The organism is Paracoccus halophilus (assembly GCF_000763905.1).
Lineage (GTDB): Bacteria > Pseudomonadota > Alphaproteobacteria > Rhodobacterales > Rhodobacteraceae > Paracoccus > Paracoccus halophilus.
In genome coordinates, this window is the sequence record NZ_JRKN01000002.1 from 198,697 (window position 1) to 219,260 (window position 20,564).

At 66.9% G+C, this 20,564-nt stretch carries 18 protein-coding genes; 9 read left to right on the top strand and 9 right to left on the bottom strand.

Translation table 11 applies throughout. The features are described from left to right. Positions 1-48 precede the first annotated feature (48 nt). Both ctaA and IT41_RS02280 read left to right on the top strand, forming a co-directional pair. Positions 49-1,194 (top strand): heme A synthase, encoded by a 1,146-nt coding sequence (gene ctaA, locus IT41_RS02275; protein WP_036738465.1) that lies wholly within the window; start codon positions 49-51, stop codon positions 1,192-1,194. Beyond that, entirely contained in the window at positions 1,191-2,663 is a 1,473-nt protein-coding gene (locus IT41_RS02280) for a carboxypeptidase M32 (RefSeq protein ID WP_036738467.1), read from the top strand. The genes ctaA and IT41_RS02280 overlap by 4 nt, the downstream gene beginning before the upstream one ends. Before the next feature lie 48 nt (positions 2,664-2,711). Here IT41_RS02280 and nagA read toward each other — a convergent pair whose 3' ends face one another. Genes nagA through IT41_RS02300 form a run of 4 tightly spaced genes read right to left on the bottom strand, consistent with a single transcriptional unit; the run spans position 2,712 to position 6,482 of the window. Then, on the bottom strand, positions 2,712-3,854 hold the full coding sequence (nagA, locus tag IT41_RS02285; protein ID WP_036738469.1) for an N-acetylglucosamine-6-phosphate deacetylase: 1,143 nt from the start codon (positions 3,852-3,854) through the stop codon (positions 2,712-2,714). Continuing rightward, complete coding sequence (locus tag IT41_RS02290; RefSeq protein ID WP_036738471.1) at positions 3,854-4,879, bottom strand: SIS domain-containing protein; 1,026 nt, start codon at positions 4,877-4,879, stop codon at positions 3,854-3,856. Before IT41_RS02290 ends, nagA begins: the two co-directional genes overlap by 1 nt. Continuing rightward, positions 4,876-5,646, bottom strand: a complete 771-nt coding sequence (locus IT41_RS02295) for a GntR family transcriptional regulator (protein ID WP_036738472.1) — start codon at positions 5,644-5,646, stop codon at positions 4,876-4,878. Before IT41_RS02295 ends, IT41_RS02290 begins: the two co-directional genes overlap by 4 nt. Next, entirely contained in the window at positions 5,643-6,482 is an 840-nt protein-coding gene (locus tag IT41_RS02300) for a glucosamine kinase nucleotide-binding domain-containing protein (RefSeq protein WP_036738473.1), read from the bottom strand. Before IT41_RS02300 ends, IT41_RS02295 begins: the two co-directional genes overlap by 4 nt. Before the next feature lie 152 nt (positions 6,483-6,634). On the opposite strand from IT41_RS02300, the gene IT41_RS02305 reads away from it, so the two are divergent. The 6 genes from IT41_RS02305 (at position 6,635) to IT41_RS02330 (ending at position 12,725) form a co-directional block, all read left to right on the top strand. Then, positions 6,635-7,516: an N-acetylmuramic acid 6-phosphate etherase gene (locus IT41_RS02305; RefSeq protein WP_036738474.1), complete on the top strand. Its 882-nt coding sequence runs from the start codon at positions 6,635-6,637 to the stop codon at positions 7,514-7,516. 54 nt (positions 7,517-7,570) lie between these two features. Further along, complete coding sequence (locus tag IT41_RS02310) at positions 7,571-8,827, top strand: ABC transporter substrate-binding protein (protein ID WP_036738476.1); 1,257 nt, start codon at positions 7,571-7,573, stop codon at positions 8,825-8,827. Between the two features lie 97 nt (positions 8,828-8,924). Next, positions 8,925-9,845: a carbohydrate ABC transporter permease gene (locus IT41_RS02315; RefSeq protein ID WP_036738477.1), complete on the top strand. Its 921-nt coding sequence runs from the start codon at positions 8,925-8,927 to the stop codon at positions 9,843-9,845. 9 nt (positions 9,846-9,854) lie between these two features. Then, complete coding sequence (locus tag IT41_RS02320; protein ID WP_036738479.1) at positions 9,855-10,694, top strand: carbohydrate ABC transporter permease; 840 nt, start codon at positions 9,855-9,857, stop codon at positions 10,692-10,694. Then, positions 10,691-11,713, top strand: coding sequence for a Gfo/Idh/MocA family protein (locus IT41_RS02325; RefSeq protein WP_175496363.1), 1,023 nt, complete (start codon positions 10,691-10,693; stop codon positions 11,711-11,713). Before IT41_RS02320 ends, IT41_RS02325 begins: the two co-directional genes overlap by 4 nt. Positions 11,714-11,723: 10 nt before the next feature. Continuing rightward, entirely contained in the window at positions 11,724-12,725 is a 1,002-nt protein-coding gene (locus IT41_RS02330) for an ABC transporter ATP-binding protein (protein ID WP_036738481.1), read from the top strand. A 90-nt stretch (positions 12,726-12,815) separates the two neighbouring features. Here IT41_RS02330 and IT41_RS02335 read toward each other — a convergent pair whose 3' ends face one another. The 3 genes from IT41_RS02335 to IT41_RS02345 all read right to left on the bottom strand — a co-directional run bounded on the left by IT41_RS02335 (position 12,816) and on the right by IT41_RS02345 (position 17,112). Then, positions 12,816-14,441: a long-chain fatty acid--CoA ligase gene (locus IT41_RS02335; protein ID WP_036738483.1), complete on the bottom strand. Its 1,626-nt coding sequence runs from the start codon at positions 14,439-14,441 to the stop codon at positions 12,816-12,818. After that, positions 14,438-15,529, bottom strand: coding sequence for an alpha/beta hydrolase (locus IT41_RS02340; RefSeq protein ID WP_052081233.1), 1,092 nt, complete (start codon positions 15,527-15,529; stop codon positions 14,438-14,440). Before IT41_RS02340 ends, IT41_RS02335 begins: the two co-directional genes overlap by 4 nt. Before the next feature lie 71 nt (positions 15,530-15,600). Continuing rightward, on the bottom strand, positions 15,601-17,112 hold the full coding sequence (locus IT41_RS02345) for a flavin-containing monooxygenase (protein WP_052081234.1): 1,512 nt from the start codon (positions 17,110-17,112) through the stop codon (positions 15,601-15,603). 139 nt (positions 17,113-17,251) lie between these two features. Here IT41_RS02345 and IT41_RS20545 point away from each other — a divergent pair, with 139 nt between their 5' ends. After that, positions 17,252-18,337: a helix-turn-helix transcriptional regulator gene (locus IT41_RS20545; RefSeq protein WP_036738484.1), complete on the top strand. Its 1,086-nt coding sequence runs from the start codon at positions 17,252-17,254 to the stop codon at positions 18,335-18,337. A 27-nt stretch (positions 18,338-18,364) separates the two neighbouring features. On the opposite strand, the gene IT41_RS02355 is transcribed toward IT41_RS20545, so the two are convergent. Next, positions 18,365-19,516, bottom strand: a complete 1,152-nt coding sequence (locus tag IT41_RS02355; protein WP_036738486.1) for an alpha-hydroxy acid oxidase — start codon at positions 19,514-19,516, stop codon at positions 18,365-18,367. Positions 19,517-19,519: 3 nt separating this feature from the next. Beyond that, a complete protein-coding gene (locus IT41_RS02360; RefSeq protein WP_036738488.1) occupies positions 19,520-20,563 on the bottom strand; it encodes an L-idonate 5-dehydrogenase in 1,044 nt (347 codons plus the stop codon). Position 20,564 lies beyond the last annotated feature (1 nt).

Below are 20,564 nucleotides of genomic sequence, written 5' to 3' on the forward strand. Positions count from 1 at the left end.
CCGGGCGCGCGCGGGCCAAGGTCGCGCCTGATCCATGAGGAAGCCGAGATGACAAGACGCCCCGTCTTTCAGGAAGTCACCGAAACGGTTCCGCGCGACACGCCGCCCGGCGGCGGCATGATCGATGCCGGGCACAAGGGCGCGCGCGGCGCGATCCGGATCTGGCTGATCGTGCTTTTCGTGCTGGTCGCGGCGATGATCGCGCTTGGCGGCGCGACGCGGCTGACCGGGTCGGGCCTGTCGATCACCGAATGGAAGCCGGTGACCGGGGCGATCCCGCCGATGGATCAGGCGACATGGCAGGCCGAGTTCGACAGATACAAGCAGATCCCGCAGTTCCAGCAGGTGAATCCCGACATGGAACTGGCAGAGTTCAAGACCATCTACTGGTGGGAATGGTCGCATCGGCTGCTGGGCCGGCTGGTCGGGCTGGTCTGGGCCGCGGGATTTCTGTTTTTCTGGGCGACAAGGCGGATTCCGACCGGCTGGACGCCAAGGCTCCTGACGCTGGGCCTGCTGGGCGGGGCGCAGGGCGCGATCGGCTGGTGGATGGTCCATTCCGGGCTCTCGGGCGAGATGATCCGCGTGGCCTCCTACCGGCTGGCCACGCATCTGGGCCTGGCCTTCGCCATTCTGGGTCTGGTCGCATGGTATGGGCTGTCGCTGTCGCGCCCGGAGGCGGCGCTGCTGCGCGCGCGCCGCGCCGGCGAGCCGAAGCTGTTTTCCATCACCACCGGGCTGATGCATCTGGCCTTTGTCCAGATCCTTCTGGGCGCGCTGGTCGCGGGGATCGATGCCGGGCGCATGTATACCGGCTGGCCGACCATGGGCGGCGAATGGATACCCTCGACGATCTGGGACGCTACGCTGGGCTGGCGCAATTTCTTCGAGAATCCGGCGCTGGTGCAGTTCATCCACCGCATGGCGGCCTATCTGCTGACCGTTTTTGCCGTGGTGGTATATGCGCGCGCCCGCCGCTCGCCGCATCCGGTGACGCGGGGCGCTTTTCTGGCGATGATCGCGGCGCTTGCGGTGCAGGTCGGGCTGGGCATCCTGAACGTCCTTCATGCCTCGCCGCTGCCGCTGGCGCTGGCGCATCAGATCGGCGCGGTGATACTGTTCACGCTGATCCTGCGGGCGCGCCACCATGCCCGTTATCCCTATGAAACCTCGGTCCGGGGGACTGTCCGATGAGCGCTTTCGACGAACTTCTTGCCTTTCAGCGTCAGACCGAGGCGCTGTCCTCGGTCGCCGAGCGGCTTGCCTGGGACCAGGAAACGGTGATGCCGCGCGGCGCCACCGAACAGCGGGCCGAGGAAATCGCCGCCATGGAATCGGTCCTGCACGAGCGACGCGCCGACCCGCGGGTCGGCGAATGGCTGGACCTCGCCGAGCCCGAGGATGACGAGGACGCGCGCATCATCGATCTGATCGCGCGCGAACATCACCGGGCGACCCGCGTCCCGGCGCCTCTGGCGATGGAACTGGCGCGGCAGACCTCGCTGGCGCAGGGGGTCTGGGCCGAGGCCCGCGCCAAGGATGCGCCGCAGGATTTCCTGCCGGTCCTGAACGACATCCTGATGCTCAAGCGCGAAGAGGCGGCGGCGCTGGCCGATGGCGGCGATCTTTACGACGTGCTGCTGAACGATTACGAGCCGGGCGCGACCCAGGCCGGGATCGCGGCGCTGTTCGATGCCATGCGCCCGCGCCTTGTCGCGCTGCGCGAGGATATCCTGGGCGCCGAATTCCAGCCCGCGCCGCTGCTGGGGCATTTCCCGCAGGAAACCCAGCTGCGGCTGGCGCGCGCCTGCGCCACGGCTTACGGCTATGACTGGACGCGCGGGCGGATGGATCTGGCGGTGCATCCGTTCAGCTCGGGGCGCTGGCAGGACAGCCGCATCACCACCCGCGTGGTCGAGACGGACCCGTTCAACTGCATCTATTCGACCATCCACGAGGTCGGCCATTCCAGCTATGAGCTGGGGATCGACAGCGATCACGCCTTCACGCCGCTGGGGCGCGGCGTCTCGATGGGGGCGCATGAAAGCCAGAGCCGCATCTACGAGAACCAGATCGGCCGCGGCCGCGCCTTTGCCGGCTGGCTTTATCAGCGCATGGCCGATGCTTTCGACGGGCTGTCGGTGCCGGATGCGGATGCCTTTTATGCGACGGTGAACCGGGTGACCCCCGGCCATATCCGGACCGAGGCCGATGAGGTGCAGTATAACCTGCACATCATGCTGCGCTTTGACCTGGAGCGCGACCTGATCGCCGGGCGGCTGGACACGGACGACCTGATCGAGGCCTGGAACGCGCGTTTCCTCAAGGATTTCGGCATTGCCGTCGACCGGCCCGCCAATGGGCTGCTGCAGGATGTGCATTGGGCTGTGGGGCTGTTCGGCTATTTCCCGACCTATGCCCTGGGCAATGTCTATGCCGGCTGCCTGAACGCGGCCATGCGCGAGGCCGTGCCGGATCTGGACCAGTTCCTGGCGCAGGGCGACGCCACCCCGGCGGTCGAATGGCTGCGCGAGAACATGCAGCGCCATGGCGGCCTTTATCCGCCGCGCGAGCTGATCGAGCGCGCCACCGGCGAGGAGATCAGCGAAGAGCCGCTGCTGGACTACCTTGAGCAGAAATTCGGCGCCATATACGGGCTGTGATCGCGGCAGAGCCGGGCCGCGCAGCCCCGGCCTTGCGCCGGGGCGATCTCAGCCCGGCAGCGGCGATTGCCAGCCGTCATCCTGCCAGACCGCCCGCAACGCAAGGGTTTCGTCCAGCAGGATCAGATCGGCATCGCAGCCCGGCGCCAGACGGCCGTAACGGTCCTGCAAGCCGAGGGTGCGCGCGGGTTGCAGCGTCGCCATGGACAGCGCGCGCTCGGGCGCGATGCCGACCTTACCGACCAGGGTGGCGACCGCCCGATCCATGCGCAGATCCGCGCCCGCCAGGGTGCCGTCGGGCAGGGTCAGCCGGCCGTCGCGACGCAGGACGGTGCGGCCGTGCAGCATCATCTCGGTCTGGTCGGTGCCGGCAAAGGCCATGCAGTCGGTGACCAGGAAAACCCCCTCGGCCCGCGCCGACAGGGCGGCGCGCATGGCCGCCGGATGGGCGTGAATCGCGTCCGCGATCAGCCCCGCCGACGCGCCCCCCGCCAGAACGGCTCCGACCAGCCCGGGCGCGCGATGGCCCAGCTGGCTCATCGCATTGAACAGATGTGTCGCGCAGCTGGCACCGGCCCTGAAGGCGGCCTGCGCCGTCTCGAAATCGCAATCGCTGTGACCGAGACTGACCAGAGCGCCGGCCCCGCTCAGCGCGGCGATCTGCTCGGGCGTCGCGTTTTCGGGGGCCAGCGTCACCATCAGCACCGGCAAGGCTTGCGCGGCCTCGCATAGCCGCGCCAGGTCCTCATCGGTCATCGGCCGGATCAGCGCCGGGTCATGCGCGCCCTTGCGGCGCGGGTCGAGATGCGGCCCCTCCAGATGCAGACCCAGAAAGCCGGGAACGCCCGCGCGGGCCGCCTCGATCCCGGTCGCGATGACCCGGGCGGTGGCCGGCGCGGTATCGGTGATCAGCGTCGGCAGGATGCCGGCGCAGCCCAGCCGGCGATGGGTGGCGCAGATATGGCGCAGGGCCGCCGCATCAATGGCGCCGTCGACCATCACCCCGCCGCCGCCATTCACCTGCAGATCGAGAAAGCCGGGCGCGATGATGCCGCTGACCTGCTGGCTGGGCGGGCCGGCCTTGGCGGCGGGCAGGATCGCCTCGATCCGGCCATCGGCGATCACCAGCGCATGGTCGTCGCGAAAGGCCGCGCCGTCGAAGAGGCGCGCGCCGGCAAGGATGTGCCGCATCAGACCGTCTCCGTCACCTTGCGCAGATGTGGCGGCGTGTCCGGATCGAAGCCGCGGCGCCGCGCCAGCCCCTCGACGCAGGCATAGAAACTGGCCGCCACGACCAGCGGCGCCACCATCGGATGCAGGCCGGGCACCGAGGGCAGGCGCGTGGCGCCGCTGGCCTCGGCACCGGTCAGAAAGACATCCGCGCCCTGCGCCGCCAGCCGCTCGGCAGTGGCGACGACATGCGGCAGGGCGGCATCCTCGACCGCCAGCGCCAGGACCGGGAAATGCGCCTGCACGATGGCGGCGGGGCCGTGCAGCACCTCGGCGGCGCTGTAGGACTCGGCGTGAATGCCCGAAGTTTCCTTCATCTTCAGCGCCGATTCGCAGGCGATGGCATAGCCCGGCCCGCGCCCCAGCACAAAGGCCGAGCCGGCGCGCGCCAGCCGTGCGGAAAGCGGCGACCAGTCCAGCGCCACGGCGCGGGCAAGCGCCTCGGGCAGGTCCGCCACGGCGGCGCGCAGCTCGTCGTCGCGCTGCCATTCCGCCAGCAGCGCCAGACCGGCCAGAACCGAGTTCACGAAGGTCTTGGTGGCGGCAACGCTTTTTTCCTCGCCTGCATGCAGGGCCAGGCAATGGGCCGAGGCCGCCGCCATCGGGCTGTCGGCATGGTTGGTGATCGCGATGGGCAGCGCCCCGCCCTCGCCCGCCGTGCGCATCATGTCCACGATGTCGGGGCTGCGGCCCGATTGCGAAATGCCAATGCAGACGGCGCCGTCAAGCCGCAGCGGCCGGCGGTAGATCGAGGCGACCGAGGGACCGACCGAAGCCACCGGAATGCCCGCCTGCAATTCGATGGCGTATTTCAGATAGGTGGCGGCATGGTCGGAGGATCCGCGCGCGACCGTCGCCGCCACCCGCGGATCGCGGTCGTTCAGCGCCGCGCCGGCCCGTGCCAGCGCATCGCGCGAACGGTCCAGGAAACGGGCGGCGGCCTCGGGGATCTCGGCCACTTCGCGGGCCATGTGGCTTTGGGTCATGCGGGGTTCCTTTCGGCCTTGGGGGCCAGTTTCAGTTCGACGGCGAAGTCATAGGCGTCGCCGCGGTAAAGCGAGCGGGTGAATTCCACGACCTGCCCCGAGGGCAGATAGGATACGCGCTCCATCCTGAGGCCGGCGACGCCCGGCGGCACGCCCAGCAGATCCGCGTCGCGCGCCTCGAGATTGGCGGCCGAGATGCGCTGAACGGCCCGCACCGGCCGGCAGCCATGCGCTTCGAGCACGGCGTAAAGGCTGGTCTCCACCGTCTCGGGATCGGGCAGGATCGAGGCCGGCAGCGAGGCGCGCTCGATGGCCAGCGGCGTGCCGTCCGATGTCCGCACCCGCGCCAGCCGCGCCACGCGGTCATTCGCGCCCAGACCAAGCGCCATCACCTCTTCGGGGGCGGGGGCGTAGAGCCCGCGGTCCAGCCAGCGGCTTTCGACCCTGCGCCCGCGCCGCGCCATGTCCTCGGTGAACGAGGTCAGCAGCGACAGCGCCTGTTCCAGGCGCTCGACCTTCGGGGCGACGAAAGTGCCCGAGCCGCGCCGCTGCACCAGCTGCCCCGAGGCGACCAGCGCCGCGACGCCCTTGCGCACGGTCACCCGCGACAGACCGGTCAGCGCCGCCAGTTCGCGTTCGGGCGGCAGGTTGTCGCCGGGCCGCAGCCGCCCCGAGGCGATGGCCTCGGCGATGCGGCGATGCAGCTGCACATAAAGCGGCCCGGCGCCGGTATCGGCGAAGGCCTCGGGGGTGAACAGGTCGCTCATGCCGACACCCCCAATTCGCGGGCCATGGCCAGCGCGCCGTCGACGCTGCTGCCAAGGGCCGGGCGCTGCGGCCAGAGACCGGCCAGACGGGCGGCGTAATGCGGCCCCAGCCCGCCGGTAAAGACGACCGGCAGCTTGTCGCCCTCCTGCAGCGTGGCCAGATTCTGGCGGACCTGTTCGACCGCCGCGTCAAAGATGCGGCGCGCGGCGGGATCGTCCGAGGCAACGATTTCGGGCGCCAGCGCGCCGAAATCGCCGGGTCTGGCATGATTGCCGAAGGTGATGATTCCCTCGATCCCGCCATGCTCGTCCAGCACCGCGCGCAGCAGCGGCGTCATCGGGACGAATCCATCCTCGGCGCGCAATGCCTCGGCCATCAGCGAACGGCCCAGGACCGCGCCGCTGGCCTCGTCCCCCAGCAGAAAGCCGCGCCCGCCGACCTGACGAATCACGCCGCCGCGCTGCACGGCAAAGACCGAGCCGGTGCCGATCGCGGCAAGAATGCCGTCCTCGGCCCCCAGCGCGCCGCGCGCGGTGGTCAGCCCGTCATTAACGATCCGGATGCGGGCAAAGGGCAGCAATCCGGTCAGCCGCGCGGTCGCGCCGCGCATGGTGCCGCCCGCCAGCCCCAGCACGGCGATCAGGTCGCGCGGATCGGCGCCGGTGCCCCGCAGCGCCTCGGCGGTGGCGGCCATGATGCTGCCGGCCGCGCCCTCGACATCGGTATTGATATTGGCAGGCCCGCCATTGCCGCGCCCCAGCGCCGGGCCGTCCGCCGCAGCCAGAACCGCCCGGCACCCGGTGCCACCACCATCGATTCCCAGAAACAATGCCATGCGGGCCTCCTTGGAGCATAAGATACCAAAGCAATACCAAATGAAAAGAGAAAAGTTGAATTCGGTGTTTAGCGATAAAAATAACCGAATTTCAGGAAATGGGTTTACAATTGGTATTGTTTTGGCATTATCTGATGCCGAGGGGGAATCACATGAACCAACGCAGCACCGAATCCCGGCATCCCGATTCCGCGGATCTGCATGCGCAGCCGGCGGAGCGGATCCTGTCGCTGCTGCTCGATGCGCAGATCGGCGCCCTTTCCGCCCTGCGCCCCGCCCTGCCCGCCATCGAGCGCGCGGCCGAGGCGGGCGCGAAGGCGCTGCGCGACGGTGGTCGCATGGGCTATGCCGGCGCGGGCAGCTCCGGGCTGATGGCGCTGGCCGATTGCCTGGAACTGGCCGGCACGTTCGGGCTGGCGCCGGACCGCTCGCCCATGCTGTTCGCGGGCGGGGCCGACGCGCTTTTGCATATGAAAGGCAGCGTCGAGGACGATCCGGAACTGGCGCGGGCGGATGTCGCGCGCGCCGGGCTGGGCGCGGGCGATGTGCTGCTGGTGCTGTCGGCCTCGGGGACGACGCCCTATGCGCTGGCGGCGACGGATGCGGCGAAGGCGCGCGGCGTGACGGTGGCGGGATTCGCCAACCGCGCGGACAGCCCGCTGCTGCGCGCCGCCGACATTCCGGTGCTGATCGAAACCGGGCCGGAGATGGTCGCCGGCTCGACCCGGATGGGGGCAGCGACGGCGCAGAAAGTGGCGCTGAACATGCTTTCGGTGCTGGTCGCGATCCGGCTTGGTCACGTCCATGACGGGCATATGGTCAATGTCGTGGCGGACAATGCCAAGCTGGTGGCGCGGGCCGGGCGCATCGTCGCGGCACTGGCCCATGTCCCTGCCGATGCTGCCGAGACCGCGCTGGCCGCCACTGGCGGGGCCGTCAAACCCGCCATCCTGGTGGCGCGCGGCATGAGCCCGGATCAGGCGCGCGCGGCGCTGGAACACAGCGGCGGGCATCTGGCGCCACTCTTGGACTGAGACGTGAAGCATTCAACCAGGGCCCGACCGAGGCTCGATAACAGGGAGAAGATCATGACAGGAACCTTTCGCCTCGCGCTCTTGGCCAGCACCGTCCTGGGCGGCGCGGCCGCCGCGCAGGATGTGACGCTGACCATCGAAAGCTGGCGCAATGACGATCTGCAGATCTGGCAGGACACGATCATTCCCGCCTTCGAGGCCGCCAATCCCGGCATCAAGGTCGATTTCGCGCCCTCGGCGCCGGCGGAATACAATGCCGTCCTGAACTCCAAGCTGGATGCCGGATCGGCGGGCGACCTGATCACCTGCCGCCCGTTCGAGGCCTCGCTGGAGCTGTTCAGCAAGGGCCGGATCGCCGATCTGTCCGATCTGGCGGCGATGGCGAATTTCCCGGATGTGGCGAAATCGGCCTGGCAGACCGATGACGGTGCGGCAACCTTCTGCGTGCCGATGGCCTCGGTCATCCACGGTTTCATGTACAACAAGACCGCCTTCGACGAGCTGGGCCTGACCCCGCCAAAGACGGTGGACGAATTCTATGCCGTTCTCGACAGGATCAAGGAGGACGAGACCTATATCCCGATGGCCATGGGCGCCGCCGATCAGTGGGAAGCCGCGACCATGGGTTACCAGAATATCGGCCCGACCTACTGGAAGGGCGAAGAGGGTCGCAAGGCGCTGATCGACGGCAGCCAGAAGCTGACCGACGAGCCCTGGGTCGAACCTTTCCGGCAACTGGCGAAATGGCGGGATTACCTGGGCGACGGGTTCGAGGCGCAGACCTATCCCGACAGCCAGAACCTGTTCACCCTGGGCCGCGCGGCGATCTATCCGACCGGCTCGTGGGAGATCGGCGTCTTCGGGCCGCAGATCGCCGGCGCCTTTGAGATGGGGGCCTTTCCGCCGCCGGTCGCGGCCGAGGGCGATACCTGTTACATCAGCGATCATACCGATATCGCGATGGGCATGAACGCCGGGACAGAGCACCCCGAGGAGGCGAGAAAGTTCCTCGAATGGGTCGGCTCTGCCGAATTCGCCACGCTTTACGCCAATGCCCTGCCGGGATTCTTCTCGCTGAACGCGACCGCGGTCGAGATGCAGGACCCGCTGGCCCAGGAATTCGTCAGCTGGCGCGAGACCTGCGAGCCGACGATCCGCTCGACCTACCAGATCCTGTCGCGCGGCACCCCGAACCTGGAAAACGAGACCTGGAATGCCAGCGCCAATGTGATCACCGGCGCCGAGACACCCGAAGAGGCGGCGGCGCGGCTGCAACAGGGGCTGGCCTCGTGGTACGAGCCGCAGAAGTGATCGCCCGCCGGGCCGCCTGATGGCCCGTGACCACCGGGGGGCCGTCTGCCCCCCGGGACCCCCCGAGGATATTTTCGTGAAGAAGAAAGGAGGCGTCATGGCGCAGCGAAAACCGTTTCGCTGGCATATCGCGGTGTTTCTTGCGCCCGCAGTGCTGGTCTATACCGCGATCATGATCGTGCCGCTGATCGGCACGCTGAACCTGTCGCTGTTCAACCTGACCGAGGCGGGCGAACGCGTCTTTGTCGGCCTGCGGAACTTCGCCACGCTGTTCGGCGATCCGCGCTGGTCGGAATCGTTCTGGAACGCGCTTGCCAATAACGGCTGGTTCTTTCTTGTCCACATGCTGGTGCAGAACCCGGTGGGCGTGATGCTGGCGGCGCTACTGTCCTCGCCCCGGCTGCGGATGGCGGCGTTCTACCGCACCGCGATCTTCATTCCGACGATCCTGTCATTCGTCATCGTGGGCTTTGTCTGGAAGCTGATCCTGTCGCCGATCTGGGGAATCGCGCCGGGCATGCTGGATGCGGTGGGGCTGAAGGCGCTGTTCGCGCCCTGGCTGGGCCGCGAGGAATATGCCCTGACCACGCTGGCGCTGATCTCGGTCTGGCAGTTCGTCGGCATTCCGATGATGCTGATCTATGCCGCGCTGCTGTCGATCCCCGACGAGGTGATCGAGGCCGCCGAGATGGACGGCGTCACCGGCTGGTCGCAGTTCCGGAAGATCAAGCTGCCGCTGATCCTGCCCTCGATCGGGATCATCTCGATCCTGACCTTTGTCGGCAATTTCAACGCTTTCGACCTGATCTATGTCAGCCAGGGCGCGCTTGCCGGGCCGAATTTCTCGACCGATATCCTGGGTACCTTTCTTTACCGGACCTTCTTTGGTTTCCAGCTGCAGCTGGGCGACCCGCATATGGGCGCGACCATCGCCACCGCCATGTTCGGCATCATCCTGGTCGGCGTCTGCGTCTATCTGTTCGCCATCCAGACGCGCCTGCGCCGCTATCAGTTCTGAGGTGAGATCATGAGCACCGCACGTCATTCGACCACCCGCAGCCTTGCCGCCCATGGCGTCCTGATCCTCTATACGGTGATCGCGCTGTTTCCGGTCTTCGTGATCGTCGTCAACAGCTTCAAGTCGCGCCGCGCGATATTCGCCGATCCGCTGGCCCTGCCCACATCCGAGACCTTTGACATGGTCGGCTATCAGACGGTGCTGAAACAGGGCGATTTCCTGCTGTATTTCCAGAACTCGATGATCGTCACGGTGGCCAGCCTGTTCTTCGTCCTGCTGTTCGGGGCGATGGCGGCCTTTGCCCTGTCGGAATACCGCTTTCGCGGCAATCTTCTGATGGGGCTGTATCTGGCCCTGGGGATCATGATCCCGATCCGGCTGGGCACGGTCGCCATCCTGCAGATCATGGTGGCCTCGGGGCTGGTCAACACGCTGACCGCCTTGATCCTGGTCTATACCGCTCAGGGCCTGCCGCTTGCGGTGTTCATCCTGTCGGAATTCATGCGCGGCGTCTCGGACGACCTGAAGAATGCCGGGCGTATCGACGGGCTGTCGGAATACACCATCTTCTTGCGGCTGGTGCTGCCGCTGGTGCGGCCGGCCATGGCCACCGTCGCCGTCTTTACCATGATCCCGATCTGGAACGATCTGTGGTTTCCGCTGATCCTTGCGCCCTCCGAGGCGACCAAGACCATCACGCTGGGCAGCCAGGTCTTTATCGGCCAGTTCGTCACCAACTGGAACGCGGTTCTGGCGGCACTGGGACTGGCCATCGTGCCGGTGCTGGTTCTCTATCTGATCTTCTCGCGCCAACTCATCCGTGGCATCACTGCAGGAGCCGTGAAATGATCCGCGTCCTTGTCGCCGGTCTGGGAAACATGGGGCTAAGCCATGCGCTGGCCTATCACGCGAACCCGGAATTCCGGATCGTCGGGCTGGTCAATCGCAGCACGCCCGAGCTGCCGCCGGCGCTGCGGGACTATCCGCTGAGCCATGATTTCGCCGAGGCGCTGGAGCGGCTGAAGCCCGATCTGGTCTGCATCGCCACCTATTCCGACAGCCATGCCGATTTCGCGCTGGCGGCGATGCGGGCGGGGGCGCATGTCTTTGTCGAAAAGCCGCTGGCCACGACGGTGGCCGATGCGCAGCGCGTCGTCGATTGCGCGCATCAGACGGGCCGCAAGCTGGTGGTGGGCTATATCCTGCGCCACCACCCCAGCTGGCAGCGCCTGATCGCCGAGGCCCGCGCGCTTGGCGGCCCCTATGTGTTCCGGCTGAACCTGAACCAGCAGAGCAGCGGCCCCACCTGGGAGGTGCACAAGGCGCTGATGCGGACCACCCCGCCGATCGTCGATTGCGGCGTCCATTATGTCGACGTGATGTGCCAGATCACCGATGCCGCCCCGGTCGAGGTGCGCGGCATGGGGCTGCGCCTGTCCGACGAGATCGCGCCCGGCATGTATAATTACGGCCATTTCCAGGTGATCTTCGCGGATGGCTCGGTCGGCTGGTACGAGGCGGGCTGGGGGCCGATGATGTCGGACACGGCATTCTTCGTAAAGGACGTGGTCTCGCCCAACGGCGCCGTCTCGATCCGGATGCCGGACAGCGCGCGCTCGGACGATATCGACACCCATACCCGGACCGCGACGCTCCGCATCCATCGCCCGGGGCTGGGCGACCGGGACCTGAACATGGCGGATGAGCCCGGTCACCAGGATCTTTGCGATCGCGAGCAGGCCTTCGTCGCCCGCGCCATCGCAGGGGATATCGACCTGAGCCGTCACATGACCGATGCCGTGCGGTCGCTGGCCGTGTGCCTGGCGGCCGATGAAAGCGTGCGCAGCGGCGCACCCGTGAAACTTTGAAGGAGGTCCAATGGGCGATCTGACCCTTGCAAATGTCACCAAGAGCTTCGGCGCCACCCAGGTCATCAAGGGGGTGAATCTGGCGGTGAACGACGGCGAATTCTGCGTCTTCGTCGGCCCTTCGGGTTGCGGAAAATCGACGCTGCTGCGGATGATCGCGGGGCTCGAGGACGTGACCTCGGGCGATGTCCGGATCGACGGCGAGCGGATCAACGATCTGGCGCCGGCGAAACGCGAGATCGCGATGGTGTTCCAGAGCTATGCGCTCTATCCGCATCTGACGGTGCGCGACAATATGGGTCTGGCGCTGAAACAGGCCGGCAAGCCCAGGGCCGAGATCGCCGCCGCCACCGAAAAGGCCGCCGAGATGCTGGATCTGGGTCCGCTGATGGCGCGCCGCCCGTCGGAACTGTCGGGCGGCCAGCGCCAGCGGGTCGCGATCGGCCGGGCCATCGTGCGCACGCCGAAACTGTTCCTGTTCGACGAACCGCTGTCCAATCTGGACGCCGCGCTGCGCGTGGCCACCCGGATCGAGATCGCGCGCCTGCACCGCGAACTGGGCGCGACGATGATCTATGTCACCCATGATCAGGTCGAGGCGATGACGCTGGCCGACAAGATCGTCGTGCTGCGCGCCGGCCGGGTCGAGCAGGTCGGCCGGCCGATGGATATCTATAACGATCCCGACAACACCTTCGTCGCCGGATTCATCGGCAGCCCGCAGATGAATTTCCTGAAATCCGGGCCGTTCGGGCTGCGCTCGGACACGCTGGGCATCCGCCCGGAACATCTGGAAATTTCCGCCAGCACCGGCCAGATCGAGGGCCGCGTCAGCCATGTCGAGAAACTGGGCGGCGAGACGCTGACCTATATCCGCACCGCGGATCATGAACTGCTGACCGTGCGCCAGTTCGGCGAGCACGACCATCCGGTCGAACAGACCGTCTGGCTGACCCCGGACCAGTCCCGCGCCTTTCATTTCGACGCCGAGGGGCAGCGCCTGCGCGCCTGAGGCCCGACCTTGTCGGCGGATCGCCCGGACACGCGCCCGGGCGATCCATCGGCGCCCCGCCGGGCGACGGAAGGGGCGCCGTTCCGGCCGTCAGGCGGTCTCGGTCAGGACGTTCCGATAGGCTTCGCGCAGACGGTTCTTGAGGATCTTGCCGGTGGCTCCGCTGGGCAGCGCATCGACAAAGACGACCCGGTCGGGGATCTGCCACTTGGCGACCTTGCCGTCATAGAAATCAAGCAGGTCCGCCTCGGTGATATCGGCCCCCTCGGCGCGCACGGCGATCACCACCGGGCGCTCGTCCCATTTCGGATGATAGGCGGCAATCGCGGCGGCGTTGGCGATGCCGGGACAGGCGATGGCGATATTCTCCAGCTCGACGGTCGATATCCACTCGCCCCCCGACTTGATGATGTCCTTCGCGCGATCGCGAATGATCATGTAGCCGTCAGGGTCGATGGTGGCGATATCGCCGGTGTCGAACCAGCCGTCCGGGGTCAGGGCGCTGTCCGGCTGGCCGTAATAGCGCTCGACGATCCAGTGGCCACGGATCTGCAGGCTGCCCTGGGTCACCCCGTCATGGGGCAGGCGCGCGCCCTCATCGTCGACGATGCGCAGATCGACGCCCCATGGCGGCCGCCCCTGCCCCATGCGCACTTTTGCCTGCTCTTCGGCCGAGAGGTGCTCGTGCTTTTGCAGGAGCTGGTTCAGCGTGCCAAGCGGCGAGGTCTCGGTCATGCCCCAGGCATGGATCAGATCGACGCCATACTTGTCGCGGAAGGCGGCGATCATCGAGGGCGGCAGGGCCGCGCCGCCGACGACGGTGCGCGTCATGGTGGCGGCGGTCGCGCCGGTTTCTTGCAGACCGGCGAGCAGCCCCATCCAGATCGTCGGCACCCCCAGCGAGAGGGTCACGCCCTCGGCGTCGATCAGCCGCGCCAGGCTGTCGCCGTGGAGGTCCGGCCCCGGCAGGACCAGCCGCGCGCCCACCTGCGCCGCGATATAGGGCGCGCCCCAGGCGTTGACGTGGAACATCGGCACCACCGGCATGACGCTGTCGCGGGCCGAAACCGCCAGCCCGTCGGGCTGGTTGCCGGCGATGGAATGCAGGACGATCGAACGATGCGAATACTGCACGCCCTTGGGGTTGCCCGTCGTGCCCGAGGTATAGCACATCGCCGCCGGGCTGCGTTCGTCGATATCGGGCCACTGGTAATCGGGATCGCCCTGCTCCAGCAATTCGTCATAGAACAGGAGCCCGTCTATCTTGCTGGCCGATACCTGATCGCGCGGCCCCAGCAGGATCAGGTGCTTGACGCTGTCCAGATGCGTCCGGATCGGCGCCACCAGCGGCAGGAAGGTGGTGTCGAACATCAGCACCTCGTCGCCGGCGTGATTGGCGATATAGGCGATCTGTTCGGGGGTCAGGCGCGGATTGATCGTATGGGTCACGCGGCCGGCGGAGGCGACGCCGAAATAGATTTCCAGGTGCCGCCGGTTGTTCCAGGCGATGGTGCCGACCCGCGCGCCCTCGGCCACGCCCAGCCGGTTCAGCGCCGAGGCCAGCCGCCGCGCATTGGCCGAAACCTCGCCCCAGTTGCTGCGCGCCACCTCGCCCGAGGTCTCGACCGACACGACCTCGGTTCCGGCGTGAAAGCGCGCGGCGTGGTCGATCAGGGATCCGACCGTAAGCTGGTCGTAGATCATTGCTCCGGTCATTGTTGCTTTTCCTCCAATTGTGTCTGGCGCCGCAAGCTGCAGCACCGTTGAGCATGGGCCGCGATACGGCGAATGGCGTCATCCGCTTCGTCGAAATGCCGGCCAAGATTTATAAAACCATGAATCATCGACGGGTATTCATGCAATTCGACCATCCTGCCATGCGCGGACAGGGAATCGCGCAGGAATTCCGCGCCGGGCCGCAGCGGATCGAAGCCTGCGGTCAGGATCAGCGCGGGCGGCCATCCGCGCAGGTTTTCTTCGTCCAGCGCCGGCGAAACCGAAACATCGGTCGCGACCACCCTGTCGCCGGCATACTGGTCCTTGAACCAGTGCAGGACCTTGGCGCCCAGCAGCAGTTCCGAGGCGACAAGCGCCTGCTCTTCCGGGGTTTCCAGGGTAATCCGCGCGGCGGGATAGATCAGCGCCAGGCCGGCGGGCTGGGCTGCCAAAGGGGTCGCTGCGGCATGGTTGGCGATCACCATGGCCAGCGCGCCGCCCGCGCTGTCGCCCGACAGCACCACATCCGCGGCGTCGATGCCAAGCCGGTCGGCATGGCGCTGCACCCAGTCCCAGCTGTCGCGGGCGTCGTCGGCGGCTGCGGGCCAGGGATGCTCCGGCGCCAGCCGGTATTCGACCGAAAGCACCCTGTAGCCGCTTGTCGCGGCCAGCCGGCGGCAGACGGGATCATAGCCCCGGACGCTGCCCAGGACAAACCCGCCGCCATGATAGAACAGGATCAGCGGGCCGTTTTCCGGCGCCCCTTGCGGCGTATAGAGCCGGGCGGTCAGGTCACGCCCATCCAGCGGCATGTCGATGTCGCGCGCCGCGACAGGTGGCGTGCCGGTAAAGCCGCCGCGCTCGCCGAGCGTATCGAAAAAGGCACGGAACGCGTCCAGCCCTTTCTGATCTTCGGGAATCCGCAGCGCGGTGAAAAAGCGGCCGGCGATCTGCCCGCGCGGATCGACCCGGCGGTCGCCGTATCTGGCCCGCCGCCCGGCGACCAGCAGTTTTGCCACGCTTGCCGGGGTCAGGCGCATCGACAGATCGGCAATCCGGGCCAGGGGGGAACTGGCTTTCAGAAACATGGCGGCCTCCCAAATCTGGCGGGAACCGCGCCCGAGCGGGGTGCGGTTCCCGGTTTCGGTTTCACTATGCCTTATTCGGCGGCGATGGCAGCGACGTCGCGCCGTTCGTCGATCCCGGCCGCAGGGGCCGGCCGCGCCTTGGAAAAGCTGAGCACGCCATCGTTGAGCCGGGCCTTCTTGATGAAGAACCAGTCGATGAAGGGGTTCTGATAGACGGTCCACGGCTTGCCTGCCCCGATCTTGGGCATCGCCGAGGCGGCGCGCTGCACATAGCCCGAGCTCATCTTGAGCATCGGCTGCGCCTCGACCTTGCCGGTATCGAGCTCGGCCACGACCACCTTGTCGCCGGTCTTGCGCATCCGGTTCAGCAGGCGGGTCAGGTAATGCGCCGCCATATCCGCCTTAACCGTCCAGGGATTGTTGGTATAGCCCAGGAAATACAGCAGGTTCGGCACATTCGCGAACATCAGCCCGCGATAGCTGATCAATTCGCCCGCGCGCAGTTCCCGGCCGTCGCACAGCATCTTCATGCCGCCGAAGAAGCGCACTTTCAGGCCGGTCGCCGGAACGATGATATCGGCCTCGACCTCCTCGCCGGATTTCAGCCTGATGCCGTTGCGGGTAATGCGATCGATATGATCGGTCCGGACCGATGCCTTGCCGGCGCTGATCGAGCTGAACAGGTCATTGCCGGAAGTCGAGCACAGGCGCTGATCCCAGGGGTTGTAGCGCGGGTTGAAATGGGCCTCGGTATAGGCGCGGTCGCCCCCCAGAAGGCCGGTCATATGCTTCATGAAAAAGCGCCGCATCATCTTCGGATAGCTGCGGCAGAGCGAGAAAATGGCATTGTTCTGCAGCAGGTTGCGCGTGCGGACCAGCTTTGCGCCCAGGGCTTTGGGCAGATATTTCATCATCCGCGCGGCGGATTTGTCATCAACCGGCCAGTTGTAGATATAGCTGGGCGAGCGCTGGATCATGGTGACATGCGCGGCGGTCTTGGCCATTTCCGGAACGATGGTCACGGCGGTGGCGCCGCTGCCGATCAGCGCGACCTTCTTGCCGGCATAGTCCAGATCCTCGGGCCAGAATTGCGGATCGGCCACGACGCCTTCGAAATCCGACATGCCCTCGAAATCGGGGCGATAGCTTTCCTGATAATTGTAATAGCCGGTCGCCATCACCAGAAATCCGGTGGTCATCCGGAAGGTCCCGCCATCGGCGCGCGTGCCGGTGATCGACCAGCGCGAGGTGGCGCTGTCCCATTCGACCTTTTCGATCCTGTGGCCAAAGCGGATCTTTTCCCGGACCCCGAACTCATCGACGACATCGGCCAGGTAGCCGCGGATATCCTCGGCGCTGGCCAGGCGCTTGGCCTTGGTCCAGGGCCGGAAACCATAGCTGAACGTATGCATGTCGGAATCCGAGCGGATCCCGGGATAGCGGAACAGATCCCAGGTTCCGCCGATCGCCTCGCGCCCCTCCAGGATGACGTAATCGGTGCCGCGTGCCTTGGTTTCAATATTACAGGCGGCGTCGATGCCGGAAATGCCGGCACCGATGATGACAACTTCGCGATGTTCCATTCGGGTCCTCCTTCGCGTGATGCAGAAACATCTCATTTCGGAGAATTTCGCAGAAGGATCGCATCTGACAAAAAATTGACATATCATGCCAAAGGGGCCGAAACTATCCGGGCGGAGATTTGGGAATCGGCGGCGGCAGATGAACGATCGCAGAATTATCCGGATCGAGAACCTGGTGACGCCGCGGCGGCGGGCCTTCGGCATCCTGCTGCACCTTTACGATCTTGAGCGTCAGGGCCTGGATGCCGCCGACATCCTGCGCGAAAGCGGCCTGCCCGCGGCGGTTCTCTCCGATCCCGACCTGCTGCTCGACATGAACGCCAAGCGCGCCTTCGTGCTGTATCTGCTGCACCATCCCTATCGGCGTCTGACACCGCTGGAGGCCGGCCTTGCGGTCGGCGCCGCCTCCGATATCACCATGTTCGCGCCGATCAGCAATGCGGCGAAATTCGCCGCGAACTGCCTTGAGGGGCTGCTGCTGTTCCTGCGCTTTCCCGAACTCGTCTGGTCGGATTGCCGCGTGGCCTTCTGTGAAACGGATGACGAGGACATCATCGAATTCGTCCCCGAGACCCATAACGATGAGCTGGATCCCTTTTCCGTCGGGCGCGACATGGCCGCCACGCTTGGCTTCATCACCGGCTTCTATCCCGACGCGCCGCCGCTCCTGTCGGTGGATATCCGCTATGACGCCGATGTGACACGGCGCAACCTGCCGGAAAAGCTGCAGGTTCCGATCCGGTTCGGCGCCGGGCGCAACGAGCTGCGCATGCAGAAAGGCTTCTGGTCCCACCGCCCGGCCACCGCCAGCGAGGCCCTGTTCCGGTCCCAGGAAATGCGCATCATGCGCCATCTGCCCGTCATGCGGCGCGAGGACACGATGGCGCATCTGGTCCTGCGCCAGTTGCAGGCGCTGGAACCGATCGCCAGCCTCGGCGCGGTCGCCGATCAGCTGGGCATCACCGAGCGCACCCTGAGCCGGCGCCTGGAACAGGAGGGCACGACATTCAGCGACATCCAGAACCGGGTGATGATCGACAAGGCCAAGGTCTATCTGCGCCATGGCGGCGTCAGCGTGGCCCGGATCTCCGAGCTGCTGGGCTATTCCGAACCGGCGGCCTTCACCCGCGCCTTTCGGCGCGTGACCGGGGTTTCGCCGCGCGCATGGCGTGCCGCCGACCAGCCCGGCGGCACGGATGACGACGGCGAAGGGACGGCCGCCTGACCGGTCGCCCGCGCCCCGGCCCCGGGTTCAGCCCGCCGCGAGTTCGTCCGACCACAGGCAATCGGGGCCGAAATCCGCGATATCGTTGACGCCGCACAGCGCCATGGTGATGTCCATTTCGCGGCGCAGGATCGACAGGGCCAGCTCGACGCCGCTTTGCCCCATCGCGCCCAGACCATAGGTAAAGGCGCGGCCGATGAAAACGCCGTTCGCCCCGGTCGCGATCGCCTTCAGCGCCTCCTGCCCGGACTGGATGCCGCTGTCGAGGTAAAGCGGGAAATCCGGCCCCACCGCGCGCCGGATCGAGGGCAGCGCGCGGATCGTCGAAGGCGCCCCGTCCAACTGCCGGCCGCCATGGTTCGACACCAGAATCGCCTGCGCGCCGCTATCCAGCGCGCGGCGGGCATCCTCGGGGTCGTTGATGCCTTTAAGGATCACCGGCCCGCCCCATTTGCGAATGATCTGTTCGACCCTTGCCCAGTCCAGCCGCTGATCGAACTGGCGCGAGGTCCAGTCCATCAGATCGCCAAGGCTGTCCACGCCGCGCGCATGGCCGACGATATTGCCAAAGCTGCGCCGCTTCGTGCCCAGCATGCCCATGGCCCAACGCGGATGCATGGCGATATTGATCAGGTTGCCCAGGGTCAGCCGGGGCGGCGCGGTCATGCGGTTCTTGAGGTCCTTGTGGCGCTGGCCCTGAATGGTCAGATCCAGCGTCAGCACCAGCACCGTCACCCCGGCGCGGCGGGCGCGCTCCAGGATATTGTCCAGAAACTCCTCGTCCCGCAGGGTGTAAAGCTGGAACCAGAAGGGGGCGCCGGTCGCCTGCGCGATATCCTCGAGCGAGCACATCGACATGGTGGAGAGCGTAAAGGGCACGCCGGCGGCCTGCGCGGCGCGGGCGGCATGGATTTCCCCGTCCGGGTGCTGCATGCCCAAGAGCCCGACCGGCGCCAGCGCAACCGGCATCGAGACCGGCTGCCCCATCATCGTGGCGGACAGGTTGCGCGCCTCGATATTGCGGGCCACGCGCTGGCGCAGCAGGATGCGCGCGAAATCCTCGCGGTTGGCACGATAGGTGCTGCCGGTCCAGGCGCCGACATCGACGTAATCGTAGAACATGCGCGGGACGCGCCGCCGGTACAGGCGGCGCAGGTCCTCGATCTCGGTGATCACCATGGCTCAGCCCGCGAAATCCAGCTGCACCTTGACCGCCTGACGGCGATCCCCCGCCAGATCAAAGGCGCGCACGGCGTCATGCGCCGGCAGGACATGCGTGACCATGGGCGAAAGGTCGATCTCGCCCGCGCCGATCATCCGCACGGCCTCGGCGAATTCGGCGTCGAAGCGATGCGTGCCGACGAAGCGCAGCTCCTTGGCGACGATCAGGTTCAGCGGCAGCGGCATCGTGCCGCCGACGCCGATCTGGACCAGGGTCGCCTGCGGCCGCGCGACGCCGATCGCCTGCGCGATCGCATGCGGGTTGGCGGAACATTCCAGCACCACGTCGATGCGGCCCTTGCCGGTGGCGTATTCGGCCAGCCCGTCGGGGTTCCCGGCCACGTTCACCACGCGGTCGGCACCCATGCGGCGGGCGATGTCCAGGGTGAAATCCTGCACATCGGTCACCACGATCTCGGCCGCGCCGCGCAGCCGTGCCAGCGCGGTGCAGATCGCGCCAATGGGTCCGGCGCCGGTGACCAGCACCCGCTGCCCGGCCAGCGCCGGCGCCATGTTCAGCGCATGCAGGCAGACCGAAAGCGGCTCGGCGCCGGCGGCATCATGGGCGCTGACGCCCTCGGGCAGCGGCAGGCATTGCGCGACCGGATGGTAAAGCCTGTTGCGGAAGAATCCGTTCTCGTGCGGCAGCCGCATGGCCGAGCCGTTGAAGCGCATGTTCAGGCAATGGCGTTCCTGCCCGGCGGCGCAGAATTCGCATGTCCCGCAGGGCCGCGACGGCGACAGCGAGACAAGCTGCCCCACCCGCAGCCCCGAGCCCTCGGGCGCGGCCTCGACCACGCCCGCGGCCTCGTGGCCCAGGATGATCGGCTCGCGCACGCGGACCGGGCCGAAGCCGCCATCGTGATAGTAATGCAGGTCCGAGCCGCAGATGCCGCCGCGCTGGACGCGGATCAGCGCGGCACCCTGCTGCGCCTCGGGCTCGGGCAGGTTCTCAAGCCGCAGGTCATGGGCGGCATGCAGGCGACAGGCGATATTCTGGGTCATC